This is a genomic window from Alkalihalophilus pseudofirmus (genome assembly GCF_029094545.1).
Taxonomy (GTDB): domain Bacteria; phylum Bacillota; class Bacilli; order Bacillales; family Bacillaceae_D; genus Alkalihalophilus; species Alkalihalophilus pseudofirmus.
Genome location: NZ_CP117835.1, coordinates 1,738,162 through 1,750,721, shown reverse-complemented (window position 1 = coordinate 1,750,721; position 12,560 = coordinate 1,738,162). Strand labels below are relative to the sequence as shown.

General features: G+C 34.2%; 22 protein-coding genes. 1 reads left to right on the top strand and 21 read right to left on the bottom strand.

The genetic code is table 11. The features are described from left to right. From PQ478_RS09340 to PQ478_RS09250, 19 genes are all read right to left on the bottom strand, one after another. Positions 1-537: a hypothetical protein gene (locus PQ478_RS09340; RefSeq protein WP_289236634.1), complete on the bottom strand. Its 537-nt coding sequence runs from the start codon at positions 535-537 to the stop codon at positions 1-3. A gap of 72 nt (positions 538-609) precedes the next feature. Beyond that, on the bottom strand, positions 610-1,896 hold the full coding sequence (locus PQ478_RS09335; protein WP_289236957.1) for an NUMOD3 domain-containing DNA-binding protein: 1,287 nt from the start codon (positions 1,894-1,896) through the stop codon (positions 610-612). An 8-nt stretch (positions 1,897-1,904) separates the two neighbouring features. After that, positions 1,905-2,279 (bottom strand): pyrophosphohydrolase domain-containing protein, encoded by a 375-nt coding sequence (locus PQ478_RS09330; RefSeq protein ID WP_289236956.1) that lies wholly within the window; start codon positions 2,277-2,279, stop codon positions 1,905-1,907. A gap of 311 nt (positions 2,280-2,590) precedes the next feature. Then, complete coding sequence (locus PQ478_RS09325; protein WP_289236633.1) at positions 2,591-4,267, bottom strand: ribonucleoside-diphosphate reductase subunit alpha; 1,677 nt, start codon at positions 4,265-4,267, stop codon at positions 2,591-2,593. A 46-nt stretch (positions 4,268-4,313) separates the two neighbouring features. Further along, positions 4,314-5,579, bottom strand: coding sequence for a ribonucleotide-diphosphate reductase subunit beta (locus PQ478_RS09320; RefSeq protein WP_289236632.1), 1,266 nt, complete (start codon positions 5,577-5,579; stop codon positions 4,314-4,316). A 54-nt stretch (positions 5,580-5,633) separates the two neighbouring features. Then, positions 5,634-5,858, bottom strand: a complete 225-nt coding sequence (gene nrdH, locus PQ478_RS09315) for a glutaredoxin-like protein NrdH (protein ID WP_289236631.1) — start codon at positions 5,856-5,858, stop codon at positions 5,634-5,636. A gap of 60 nt (positions 5,859-5,918) precedes the next feature. Then, positions 5,919-6,245: a hypothetical protein gene (locus PQ478_RS09310; RefSeq protein WP_289236630.1), complete on the bottom strand. Its 327-nt coding sequence runs from the start codon at positions 6,243-6,245 to the stop codon at positions 5,919-5,921. Between the two features lie 6 nt (positions 6,246-6,251). After that, positions 6,252-6,458, bottom strand: a complete 207-nt coding sequence (locus PQ478_RS09305; protein WP_289236629.1) for a hypothetical protein — start codon at positions 6,456-6,458, stop codon at positions 6,252-6,254. A gap of 164 nt (positions 6,459-6,622) precedes the next feature. Beyond that, positions 6,623-7,018 carry a YhjD family protein gene (locus tag PQ478_RS09300; protein ID WP_289236628.1) on the bottom strand — a complete coding sequence of 132 codons (396 nt, stop codon included), beginning with the start codon at positions 7,016-7,018 and terminating at the stop codon, positions 6,623-6,625. Between the two features lie 54 nt (positions 7,019-7,072). Next, positions 7,073-7,282: a DUF7446 family protein gene (locus PQ478_RS09295; RefSeq protein ID WP_289236627.1), complete on the bottom strand. Its 210-nt coding sequence runs from the start codon at positions 7,280-7,282 to the stop codon at positions 7,073-7,075. Positions 7,283-7,381: 99 nt separating this feature from the next. Then, positions 7,382-7,765 (bottom strand): hypothetical protein, encoded by a 384-nt coding sequence (locus tag PQ478_RS09290; RefSeq protein WP_289236626.1) that lies wholly within the window; start codon positions 7,763-7,765, stop codon positions 7,382-7,384. A 177-nt stretch (positions 7,766-7,942) separates the two neighbouring features. After that, positions 7,943-8,233 carry a hypothetical protein gene (locus PQ478_RS09285; protein WP_289236625.1) on the bottom strand — a complete coding sequence of 97 codons (291 nt, stop codon included), beginning with the start codon at positions 8,231-8,233 and terminating at the stop codon, positions 7,943-7,945. Further along, entirely contained in the window at positions 8,226-8,483 is a 258-nt protein-coding gene (locus PQ478_RS09280; RefSeq protein WP_289236624.1) for a hypothetical protein, read from the bottom strand. Before PQ478_RS09280 ends, PQ478_RS09285 begins: the two co-directional genes overlap by 8 nt. A 42-nt stretch (positions 8,484-8,525) precedes the next feature. Beyond that, positions 8,526-8,981, bottom strand: a complete 456-nt coding sequence (locus PQ478_RS09275; protein WP_289236623.1) for a hypothetical protein — start codon at positions 8,979-8,981, stop codon at positions 8,526-8,528. A 107-nt stretch (positions 8,982-9,088) separates the two neighbouring features. Next, a complete protein-coding gene (locus tag PQ478_RS09270) occupies positions 9,089-9,265 on the bottom strand; it encodes a hypothetical protein (protein ID WP_289236622.1) in 177 nt (58 codons plus the stop codon). A 221-nt stretch (positions 9,266-9,486) separates the two neighbouring features. Beyond that, positions 9,487-9,753, bottom strand: coding sequence for a hypothetical protein (locus PQ478_RS09265; protein WP_289236621.1), 267 nt, complete (start codon positions 9,751-9,753; stop codon positions 9,487-9,489). Between the two features lie 40 nt (positions 9,754-9,793). After that, a complete protein-coding gene (locus PQ478_RS09260; protein ID WP_289236620.1) occupies positions 9,794-10,531 on the bottom strand; it encodes a DNA-methyltransferase in 738 nt (245 codons plus the stop codon). Between the two features lie 24 nt (positions 10,532-10,555). Continuing rightward, positions 10,556-10,960 carry a hypothetical protein gene (locus tag PQ478_RS09255; RefSeq protein ID WP_289236619.1) on the bottom strand — a complete coding sequence of 135 codons (405 nt, stop codon included), beginning with the start codon at positions 10,958-10,960 and terminating at the stop codon, positions 10,556-10,558. Next, positions 10,957-11,247: a hypothetical protein gene (locus PQ478_RS09250; protein ID WP_289236618.1), complete on the bottom strand. Its 291-nt coding sequence runs from the start codon at positions 11,245-11,247 to the stop codon at positions 10,957-10,959. Before PQ478_RS09250 ends, PQ478_RS09255 begins: the two co-directional genes overlap by 4 nt. Before the next feature lie 93 nt (positions 11,248-11,340). On the opposite strand from PQ478_RS09250, the gene PQ478_RS09245 reads away from it, so the two are divergent. After that, on the top strand, positions 11,341-11,508 hold the full coding sequence (locus tag PQ478_RS09245; protein WP_289236617.1) for a hypothetical protein: 168 nt from the start codon (positions 11,341-11,343) through the stop codon (positions 11,506-11,508). Here the strand turns inward: PQ478_RS09245 and PQ478_RS09240 are convergent. Continuing rightward, positions 11,505-11,720: a hypothetical protein gene (locus PQ478_RS09240; protein ID WP_289236616.1), complete on the bottom strand. Its 216-nt coding sequence runs from the start codon at positions 11,718-11,720 to the stop codon at positions 11,505-11,507. The two genes, PQ478_RS09245 and PQ478_RS09240, sit on opposite strands and share 4 nt — an antisense overlap. 57 nt (positions 11,721-11,777) lie before the next feature. Beyond that, a complete protein-coding gene (locus PQ478_RS09235; RefSeq protein WP_289236615.1) occupies positions 11,778-12,452 on the bottom strand; it encodes a helix-turn-helix domain-containing protein in 675 nt (224 codons plus the stop codon). Positions 12,453-12,560 lie beyond the last annotated feature (108 nt).

Genomic DNA, 12,560 nt, shown 5'->3' with positions numbered 1-12,560 from the left:
TTAGTCTTCCTTCCATTGGAAAAGTTCTTTTATTCTAGTGAAGAGAGATTTATTAGGCTTGATGGTTTCAGTTGTATTGTTAAAGTCTGTATCTGTGTTGCTCTCTACCTTATCTTTCCCTCCTTCTTCTAATTTTTCTTGAGCTAATCTCTGCTCATACTCCTTCGTTGTTTCGATTAATTCTTGTTTAGCCTTTTCTTTCCCTTCAAGATTTTGATCGGGATCTGCACCGTAAATATGTAAATAATAGATTATTTCATTGCCAGTTGTTCTATGTTTTTCCTCAACTTCACCAAGCTTGTTTAGTTCATTGACAAAAATCTCATCACCAATTTCTAACTCAGGCTTATCTAGATCACACTCTGTGATTAGAGAATAAGGTTTGTCAAGGTCATCTACTATTAGTGCTTCAATAAATGGGGTGCATTCTATTAACCTAGGTAACCCTGAGGCATCGAAAGAATCTAGTTTTCTATGTTTGACTATATAATCATACTTTTTGTGAGACTGTTTAAATATTGCTTTATGATTTCTCATGTAGAAGCTCCTTTTAAGTAGTTTTTAATTTTATCTAGGTGAGAGATGAATCCCACCTAGACTGAATAAAATTTATGTTTTGGAAAATAGTATTTCAAATCGACCTGCAAACAACTTTCCTGTATTTGCTCGTTTGTATATTTTTGGATATGTCGCCTCATAATCTTTGAGTGATTCAACAGCTTCGTCTATGGTTGTAAATTCGTACTTCACATCTTCTCTCTTGTCATGAATAGTAACGTTTTGCTTTTTATCAGTTTTCTTTTTAGGGTTTGCTATCAGATAATTTTCTCCAACATAATCAAACCCACCAAAAGAAAACTGAATTCCAAACACTGGACATCCTCGCTCTATACTTCTTTTGATTGCAGATTTCCCTCCATTCACTTTATTTACATACTCTTTTTCAACTAGATAGGTGCTTGCTTCTTTTAGTGTGCTAAATTCTTTTAAGAGTTTCCCATTAGGGTCATAGAGGTAAACTTTTTTAGCCTTTGGGGATTTATCTCCCATCTTTTTCTCTCTCATTCTTTTTCTAGTTTCTTCTGAGTGAGTCTTTCCGTAAAATCCGTTTTTCGAACCCTTGGTTCGGGCGGATACCACCCTTCTCCTATTATCCTTGTCTTCTTCTGATAAATTTTCATATGCCAATTTGTTTGAATGTGATATTTTATCAGCTATTAATTTTACCTGTTCAGGTGTTCTTTTCTCCCATATCTTTTTTACCTCTTTTGAAACCTTAGTGGAGAAAATTTCTTTTTCTTCTTCTGTTTTTTGCTCATAAGTTAATATTCTTTTATTTATAGTGTTCAGTTTTTCTTGAGGGGTTTTATTGTTAAGAGTTACTCTTAACTTTATTTTAGTTATTTCTTTATCTTCTGTACTTCTTGTAGAGTGTCCCCTACTAATATTCTCCTTCCAACGAACCTTCTCTTCTTCACTCTTAGACTTCCACTTAATTTTATTGGCGGTGCTTAATTTATTTTTTAATAGCTTAATCTCAACATCAGTTTTTCCTTTAATTGAACTACCACTTAGATTGCTGCCTTCTTTTATGTTATACCAATCTTTTGAGACTGCGGCATTAAACAAGAGTATGTAATATGTCTCCATCTGCTCTAATTCTTCGACTGAGTTGGCGATATAAATTATTTCCTTATAGAAAGATTCTCTCCCATGTTTATTTATAGCGCTCTTTAGTGCCTTTCCACTCCCTAAGTAAGATTCCCAATTAGTTTTCTTGCCACTGGGATAGCTAAATACTTTTGATCCCACATATCTTTTCCCATTATTTATGTTGGTGGTGACATAAATGAAACCATAGGCTTCAAAAATACAACCACCAACACTCTCGACCATGATCAATGCTATTTTCCTTGCCTTGAAATTTCTTTCTCCAAAAGTGGCTCTGGAGAGATAAATGTATCCGGCTTCATAATTTTACCATCATCCTTATATCTAGGCTTTCCATCAGGGAATAATTTTGACATATTAGCATTTTGCACAATTTTGAAAGGTGTGTATGGCTTAACCCCCATCTCTACTAATGTGCCAATTGTGAGATAGAGCGTGTCAATTAGTGCATCTACTTGGTCTACAAGTGTTTGTGCTTCTTTAAACTCATCAATTTCCTCAAGAATCCATTTATATCTATCTACAACTCTGGCAACGTCTAATTTGATGGGTTTTTCTGATACGGGATGGTTAAACGCCTCGTGAAACTCTTTAACCATCCAATACATCTCATTAGGATTGTATTTTTTAGGCTTGGGTTTGCGATATGGAGTCAAATACTTAGTTTCTACTTGCTCAACTTTAGTTGTCCGTTCTTTAGTTTCTTCATTATATGAAGTGATAAATTCAACTGCTGCAGTCTTGCCCATGTCACGTCCAAAGGAAAGTAGCTTACCTTTTCTTTTATTTTGCTTATCAAATACTAGTGAGTTAATTTTAAGTTCTTTCATATGTAAATCATTCTCCTTTTGTTCTGCTGATAGTTTGTGTAGAGAGGGGGCTAACCCCTCTCATTATATATTTTATTTTATTTTAGACTCTATGCTTCACACGAAATGCAAATTTTATCTTTGTTAAATTGTTGTGCTGCATTCGTAGAGTGCTGATAGTATAATGTCTTAATCTTATTCTCCCAAGCAAATATGAGTAACTCATTAATTTCTTTTGCAGACGTTTTTGGATTAACCATGATATTTAATGATTGTGACTGGTCAATAAATTGCTGTCTAACTGAAGCCTGATCTAAAATAGTAAACTGGTTAATCTCACTGAATGTCTTGAATACCTGTTTCTCATTTTCCGTAAGAAAATCAAGATGTTGAACAGAGCCATCATGTTTGCGAATATCCATCCAAACTTCTCTTGTATCTTTATCCTTCTCTTTTAGTAACTTTTTCAGATAAGGATTTTGGATTGTTACCTTGTCCTTAGCCATATCTTTAACGTAATTGTTTGACCAGATTGGCTCGATACTTTGGCTGACTTGACCTAAAATAAATGCCGAGCTAGTTGTTGGAGCTACTGCCAAGAGACATGTATTACGTCTACCATATCCTTCTAATACTTTTGGCTCCCCATATAGCTTAGCCAATTCTTCCGAAGCTTTGTAAGCACTGTCACGCATAGTCTTGAACACGTAGGCATTTAACGTCTTAGCTTCGAGACTTTCGAATGGAATCATATTAGACTGAAGATACGAATGCCACCCTAACACTCCTAATCCTAAAGCTCTATTTTCTACTGCAAACTTATAAGCTTTTTCCATGTATGCAAATGTTAGTTGATCTTCTCTTAAGTCAGAGTCTCTAAATACTTCTAATTTTGAAATAAACTCGCTCATTACTGCATCTAAGAAATAAATCATTGTCTCCACTGCATCCGTATTCTTCCACTCATCGTAATGCAAGATATTCATTGATGCCAAGCAACATACAAAAGACCATTCATCGTTAGTAGGCAATGTGATTTCCGAACAAAGCTGACTGTGATTAATTTTCAATCCCTTATCCTTATACACATCTACCGTATCTCGATTCACTGTATCTGTAAATAGAATATAAGGATACCCCATTTCAACTCTTTTCTGAATTAACTTAGCCCAAATCCTACGTTTTTCTTTGTCCCCATCAATCATTTCCTGCATCCACTCATCGGTTACAGTGACTGCATGTGTTAACTCCTGAATAGGATTGCCCTCTGTTCCAATATCTAAAAATTCATCAATATCGTCATGGTCAATAGGAAGATACGGTGAGAATCGTCCTCTGCGGCTGCTTCCTTGAGATACGGTGTCAATGACACTCTCAAATAGCTTCATAAAATGAACTGCTCCAGATGATGTTCCGTTATTAGTAATTTCACTACCTCTAGGTCGTAAATTACCGAAATAACCAGCAGTTCCCCCACCTAGCTTACTCATCATGCCAACCTCTGATTGAGCACGTAGTATATCTCCCATATAGTCAGACACATTAGAGCCATAGCAACTGATAGGCAGCCCTTTATTTGTGCCAAAATTCGACCATACAGGTGAAGATAGGGAGTAATAACCCTTACCCATGTAGTCGTAAAACTTATTACTAAATCCTTCTATCCCTAAGATTTCTTCGGCACGATCTGCAATTTGTTTTACTCGCTCTTGAGGAGTTACACCTTTGATTAGATATCCTCGTTCTAAAAACTTCTTGCTGTCTTCATTCAACCATTCAAATGACATATACAATTCTCCTTTTTGTTTAAAATCACCACCTATAACTTCTAAATCAAAATAGATCGTCAGAAGTTATGCTTTTCGTTCTTTTTGAATAATTAACACTTCTTTTCACAAAGAAATCTACATGTTTCGTAGTAAGCAATTCCTCATCAAACCAATCTGTTTCTTGAAGTAATTTCTCATTTACATCAAAGATTGGATCATAACCTATGCTCTTTAAGGAATTGTTTAATCTACTCTTAATAAACTCTTTCACTAGCTCTTTAGGTAAAAAATCTAAGTCTCCGTTCTCATAGATCCAGTCAATAACCTTTTCTTCTGATTCGTACGATTCTCGACAAGCCTCGTATACTTTAATGGTCATATCCTCATCGAACCATTCAGGTCGTTCATCACGAATTGTATTAACAATATCAATTCCAAACAAACCGTGTATCTGCTCTTCTTTTGATGTAGCTTCGATAACATTTGACATTCCCTTGAATAGATTCTTATGTTTATTGAACGACATAATAATTAGGAATTGAGAAAATAAAGAGACATGTTCGATGAACAATGAAAATAATAAGACAGATAACGTAAAATCTCTATCATCTTCAGTTTTAGCATGTTTGACAGCCTGAGATAGATAATTTACCCTTTGTGATAATGCTGGTATTTCTTTAATCCTTTTAAATTCATCATTTAACCCCAGTATTTCTAGAAGGTGGGAATAGGCATCATGGTGTCTAACCTCACTTTCAGAAAAAGTTGCACCGACCGCACCTATTTCTGGCTTTGGTAAACGATTATGTATATTGCCCCAAAAAGACTTAACCGCTACTTCTACTTGGGCAATTGCCAACATTGCATTTTTAAGAACACTTCGCTCTGATTCGGTAACATTTACTTTGTAATCATGAATGTCTGATACGTAATTAAATTCCGTATGCAACCAGTAAGAGTGTTGTATGGCAGATTTATACTCTTCCAATTCTGGGTATTCGTAAGGCTTCAAATTTAATCTGTGTTTAAATATGTTGCGTTTTCGCATTTGTTTTTTCTTTTCACGATAAATAATATATGCTTTTGCTGTTTTATTAAAAGAGGAATTAAGTAACGCCTCTTCTACATAATCCTGCACTTTCTCTACAGTTAGATCCCCTTGTTTATGACTAGTCTCCATAATCTCAAGTACATCACTAGTTAATCTTTCTGACTCATCCTTACCAAATTCTCCTGTCTCTTTACCTGCTTTCATAATAGCATTGGTGATTTTACTCTCCACAAAGTTTTCACTGTTACCATCTCTCTTAATGATTTTTTCAAATTCCATTGCTGCAAAACTCCTTCCGATTGCTTAAATTCCTTTTATGTTTTTCAATATTTATTATGAAAAATTTAGCAGCATGTCTGGTCTAAACCCGGAAAACGGCTCTTCCCCGTCTTTTACAACAACGGGCATAGAAGAAAATCCTAGATTGTTTTTTACGTAATCTAACGCTTCGGCATCATCCTCTACATTGATTGATGTGTACTCAATTCCTTCTCCATCCAAAACACGCTTTGTCATATCGCACTGAGGGCAACCATACTTTGTATAAAGTGTAATCATAATAGCACTCTCCATTTTTAATTTTATGTTTGTGTATCGAATAACTGCACATTTATATACTTACTTCAGTAAGTCCTCTGTCACTCTTTCAGCTTCGTTCTCAATATGTAATCCTTCTTTAGCTAATTCCAAATTAATCTTTCCCATTTGCTGATATCCCATCTTCATTGCTTCAATATCAACTGTGCTTGGCATAACCACTTCAACACACTTTTCTTTATCCTTCTTTGATATAATGTGTTGATTGTTATTCTTATAGGTTGCTACCACATCATCAGTACCTGTACCATACTGCACAGCCTCATATGTTTCGAGTAAAATGTCCTCACCTTCAATTTCAGTAAAATGTTTGATCAGGTGTTTAGGATCAACATAATATCTCTTCATTAGCTATTAACCCATAACTCGCACAGTATTTTTATCTAACTTCCCACCTAGCAGCTTAGCCTGTTCCTTAAAGTGTCGTTCAGCTTGTCCACGTAGTTCAGAAGTAAATGTAACTAGTTTATCAGCACTTTTTTCTACTGAAATAATACCGTACCATTTCTTCTCTCTTGGCTGATTAACTTCTACAAATTTAGTGAACACCGTTTGTTTCATAATAACCCATCCCCTTAATCATTTTTATTTATTTTATTGAGGTTTTTAAAGCAATCTAGTAAACTACATTGTACTCACCTCCTTTGATAGATTAATCATACACTATCTATTCTGTCATGTAAAGCATTAATTTTAATTAATTTTATTAATTAGTTGAGAGTCGATTAATAACCCTCTCTTAGATCATTAAACTTAACACCTAATAGCCGCTTCATTTCACGTTCTACATGGTTACGCATCATCATTTTCATTATAACCATTTCAAACTTACCTTTAGGTGTAAAGCAATTAAAATGAAATTTATCTTTTATTGAGTTATCTTGATGCACAGTTAGATTTAATTTACGCATTTGAACCCTTACTTCACATAACTCTCGCCCCAACTCATCTAAGGCGTTGATAATGACATTCGTATACACTTCTGGAAATACAAATGTATTTGACTTATCTGCTGCTTCCATCTTAGAAAGATCTCTCTCTAATGCTAAGCGAACATTGGGTAAGATCATAAATTTAAGTGCAATTTCGTATTGCTCTTGATTGATTGCTGGCTTAGTCATTACACCCACCTCACAGAACGTTTGTTCTAAGAATAATATAAGGTGAAATGGAAGTCAATCGTTCAGCTCAACCACACTTACTTTATACTTCTTATCACCAGCAACCAGAGTTTCCTCATAACCATTCCATCTTGCAATGACTGCTGCTATAAAGTCGTTAGTAACATCAACCTTGCCTTCTTTCCATGTAAAACCATCTTTGCGTAACCTTCCAGCATACACGTTGTCAGTTAATGCTGACTTTGCAATTCTTAGTTCATTCATTCAAGTGTCTCCTTTAGCTAGGCATAATAAATCTAGACTTTGTTTAAAATGTAACTTTTACAACATTAGAAAGTCTAATACTGAACTGTAATGTTCGTGTTATGCAACATTAGATTTTTCTGAAACGTACTCACACCATTTACAAAAAGCTTTTAATATAGGTGCAACATTTTTATCGTCTAACTCTCCACCAAAACCGATAAAACCAGTTGAACTAAAAGTGATAGCTTCTCGCCTTTTGAAATAACTACCGTCTACTTGGATTCGTGCATAATGTAGACCATCTTTTAATACCTTTACATCTTTCTTTCTCAATTTACTTACTTTCATATTCATATTTTTTGCATGTTCTCCACTATATTCAAGGTATGTCTGCAATTCTTCACTTACTATCTCAACTAATTTATCAATATCCTCTAAAGTGATCATTGAATAATCTAAGTCACATCTTTGAAATTGTTCCCTTGCTTTCTCTCTATTCATTTTTTCACCCTTTCTTAATGAACATTATCCCTCTTCTAGGAATCTTTACTTCTTCACAAAAACAACGTAGTCACAATCTCTCATCTTGCTATAATCAACTCTGACAACCTGTAGTTCTTCACCTTCAATATTCTTTTGTGTCTTCTCACTTACGTACATTTTCATGCAAACTTCCTCCTATGCACCTACCATATAATTTTTAACTTCTTTATTTAATTCCTCACGAGCCTCAATTACTTTATCACTTGGTAAGAATAAGCCTTCTTTGTTTTGAATCTTTTGTCGGATTTTATGTACTGAAACGATTGATAAATCTGCGTTGTATGCGCCTTCTAATGTCTCTACATTTTTCTTCTCTAAGCACTTTAAGTATAAGTATGTATCATTTGATCTGGCTTTCTCATCTTCAGCAAGCACACTCATAACCAGCTCTTTCACTTCATTTAACTTTCTTCTTGTTTTACTCATTTTCATTTCCTCTTTCACCAAATTCTTTTTTAAATTCTTCTATGTAGTACATTTTCGTATAAGGTAAGCCATACCATTTCTTTCTTACACTGATTAAGATTCTAGAGTTATGGATATCAATACCCATCAGACGATGATCATGTGGTAATATTTCAAATGCCCACTCTCTAACCTTATCTTTCACATAGTTTGAGTATGCGTATAGCTCCATTTCTTTTCTTTGAAGTTTTGTTAATTCTTTGTTGAACATACATTACACCTTACCTAACTTTAATTAATTTTTATTTATTGTTTAAACGGTTGCTGCAAAACCTAATGCTGTATTACTTTCTTCTTTTAGCTTATCCAACAAGTTATATCTTTTTTCTATTTCTGTGTCCATTCGATCACGCTTACTAGACAATTTCTTTATTTGTTGAACAGTTAAATCAATTTTTTCTTGAGTTGTTAGCTCAGTAGATTGAACACCTCGTACAATGTCATACTCTTTTTTATCTTGTTCTGACACTTTATATTCTGGTGCTGTAAAGTCAAACCAAGCCATCATAATCTCATAGTCACCAACAAGAAAATTCATTTTATGATATCTTACGATCTTATGTCCATTGTCGTATGTATGTATTGTTTTACCTAAATCTACACAACGTTGAATCTTATAATCAATTTTCGTCTGGTTGTCCTTAACTTTGGCACAAGATGCTTTACACATTTTCTTATAAGCGTCTCTAACTATGCTATTAATCTTCATTTCATCAGCTCCTAATGTTAGTTTGCAAGAGAGAAGCGATTGCCTCCCTCTTGGTTGTATCTTAATAGTACACTAGGTTTAAAGTGGAGTCAATAATTTATTTTAATTTATTTTAATATTTCTTTTTGTTCTGCTCTATATAGCTTCACTGCAGTATTATACAAGTCACGTAATTCATCTTTAGTCTTGGTTTCTTGATATTCATACCAGTCTAGGTCAGATAGATTAGGAGTGTAATTCAAGATAATCCATGCCATACTGCCTTCCTCAATCTCAGGTCGCACAGGCTTCTCCTCTATTACTTTCTTCTTAGCTATGTTGATCACCTCTATAGTATATTCGCTTATGATACATCCAATGAGACAGATACATGCGGTCATATCCTTGCACAAACAGTTGATGGTTAGTTTTATGTGCCCTCAATTGATAATAGAAGCAACAGATGAGAGAGTAAGACATATTGAGGCATTCACACAGGGTGAACCGCTTCTCTGTCCATACTTGCTTAAATCGTACAAGCTGTGGATTCATTTGCATTCTCTTCTCTCATAGCCTCTTGTTTAGCCCATGATTCTTTCTTAGGATATGTGTGACTCCCACCCAATCTTTGTCTTTGGCAAATTTTTTGAATTATATCTTTATTGCCTTCTCTATATCTTTCTTCAACTGCATATGCTGCCCTTTTTATTCTAATTGCTCTTGGTCGATCTGAACTTAATTTCTCGTAGCTCCAAACGCATAATTTATAGGCTTCATCGCTAAAATATTCCATTATATAATTCCTCCTTTTTCTTCATAAAAGTTGGGTTTTATTAATAAACTGTTTTTATATATTCTAGTGACTTGCTATAATACTCTTTTTCGATTTCAAATCCAATATATTTTCTATTGGTTTTGATACATGCTGCAGCTGTAGTTCCAGCTCCCATACAATTATCCAATATTAATTCACCCTCATTGCTGTATGTTTTTATAAGCTTCTCAAATAGCTCAATTGGTTTTTGGGTGGGATGGAATTTGTGAGGATCATCATTATTCATTACTTTAATGTCCCACACAGATGTAGGGTATCTGTCCGTTTGTCCTCCACCTGATATACCATGCTTAGTTTTTCCGTAGTTTGTTCCATCGCTCGTATGTTTGGTATAAGAGTTTGCAGGTTTATGACCTGTTGTTTTTTGTGGATTATATGTAGGTAGTTTTTTATAGAAAACTAATATTTCCTCATGTGCTCTAAGTGGCATTTTCTTGGCATTTAAGAAGCCTGTGCTTTTGTTTTTGCTCCATACTATATCATAGCGATACATCTTAGGATTGCTCATAATTAACATAGATGAAAATGGTTTTACTGCTGTTAAAACTATCGCTCCATTGTCTTTAATTAGTCTATTGTACTGCTCCCAAAGCTTATCAAAAGGAATGATTTGATCCCATTTATTTTGGTTTGTAACACCATATGGCAAATCACATAATATCATATCAACTGACTTATTAGGAAGCATAGCCATACCCTCTAAGCAATCCATATTGTATATTTTATTTAATAACACTAAACCCCTCCTCTAATAAATGTTCTATTTTATTTTAATTTTATTCTTAATCCACTCTTTAATTGAAAAAGGCTCAGGCTTTTGTTCATATGTCTTGCAAAGCATATTCTTGTCAGGATTGTATTTGCACCCCGTTGTAAAATAATCCCTGTATCTACACTTTCCACATTGCAAATCATATAGATTATCAGCATTTCGATAGCTTAAAATATAACCCTTGCATTCAGAAATACTTAAATAATTATTAAAGTAAACTAGTTTTTCTTTCATTTCTTCTTCATAATAAAGCGCTTTTGCGGTCACACGTCCTAATTGCATGCACTTTACTGGAGTGTTTTCTTTTATGTATGTATCAAGCTCATCTAAAGAGCTTACATTGCTAATTAAAAACTTATCAACACCTTCACTGTATTTGCAGGCAACAATCATCTCACACTCTCCTTTCTATCCAATCTTGCAATAACATCAGCTAACTCTTCATATGTATAATTACCATCATTTTTATTTCTTTTAATCCACAATTTCAACTCATTCCACCGCAAAGCATGATTATCTTCAAAGTATTTGTCTGCCCTCTTTCTCCAGAATTGAACTGCTTCATTAACGTTACTATGTATGTCATGTAAAGACTTCTCTGATAGATGCATAGATTCATTGGTTTGGATATGGTATGTGATTAAATCTGTACGGTGCTTGGTAATTGGATCTGATTTCATACTATACCTCCTATACTAATATTTTACATAAATGTTATTCACATTCTTTACTAAATCTGTTATAATTCGGACGTCAAAAAGGAGGTGAAAATTGTGAATATAAGTAATATTCTAGGTATTAGATTTAATTCTAAAGAAGAAGCTGCTGAGTTCTTAAGCTTAGAGCAAGTAATCGTTACTGAAAACAATGAAACATTCTTCACTGTATTAAAAGAACATGCAGAAAGCATTTTGTATTCTTTAGATTATGCAGTAACTTAACAGGGAGATACGCTCCCTGTTTTTTCCTGTTTAACTGCCTCCCTAAAGAAATCCACTAAATGGTGATACATAATTAGCAGGTCAAAATCAAAAAATGTGCTGCTCAAACTTAACGCTTCTAAATCTTTTAGAATAGCTTCTGCACTTCTATATTCTCCATCAAGAGACATGGCTGCAATGCCGAACGCTTCTAAGTCATCCTCAATCTTCATTTTTAACCTCCTATAAAATCAACCCTTTATTTTAATTAACTTCTTTATGTAGAGGGATTATCTCCCTCTAAGTTTACTGTTAATAAGTTCGCTGTAGCTTCTAGGTACAATTCTGAACATACCTTCTAATTCATGTCGGACTTCTTCAGCACCGCCTAAATCATCAGTTCTAAATACTTCAACTCCATGAACTAGTCTGTTGTTTAGCATAATAATATATTTATCGCCAACTAATGAATTCTGAATATAGAAATCGAATGGATGAGCTAGAATTACTATACTATCTTCCTTAATATTGGCATCGGGCATATCGAGCAATAGATCAAAATAACTCTCCATATCTTCTTTTAACTTGTATTCAACCGACTCTATGAAACCATAAAATTCATTTTGCATTTCATTTAAGTGCTTCCACGCTTCGTTCTCTTCCTCTTCTGGCAAATCGTGTATCATAGAAAGTACTAAATCAACATCTTTTGCTCCAGACATTCGAATGATTTCTTCTTTTAGGTTTAGCATTTGATTCGTTTGATTTATATTCCCTACTAGAAAATCAATACTCACATCAAACAGTTCAGCTAAGCTCGCCAGCACTTCAACACTTGGGAGTCTTTCCCCATATTCTATTTTCTGATATCCTCCCATTGAAATGTCTAGTTCCGCTGCCACTTCCTTTTGAGCAAGCTTATGCTTACCTCTAAGCCACTTCAACCTCTTAGCCATTTTGTTCATATAAACACCTCTTCCCCTCTAAGGGGTATTTTTAATAACCTTTTAGTAGTTTACAAAACAACCTTTCTGCATGTATTATTATATACAAGAAAAGAATAAGTTTCCACT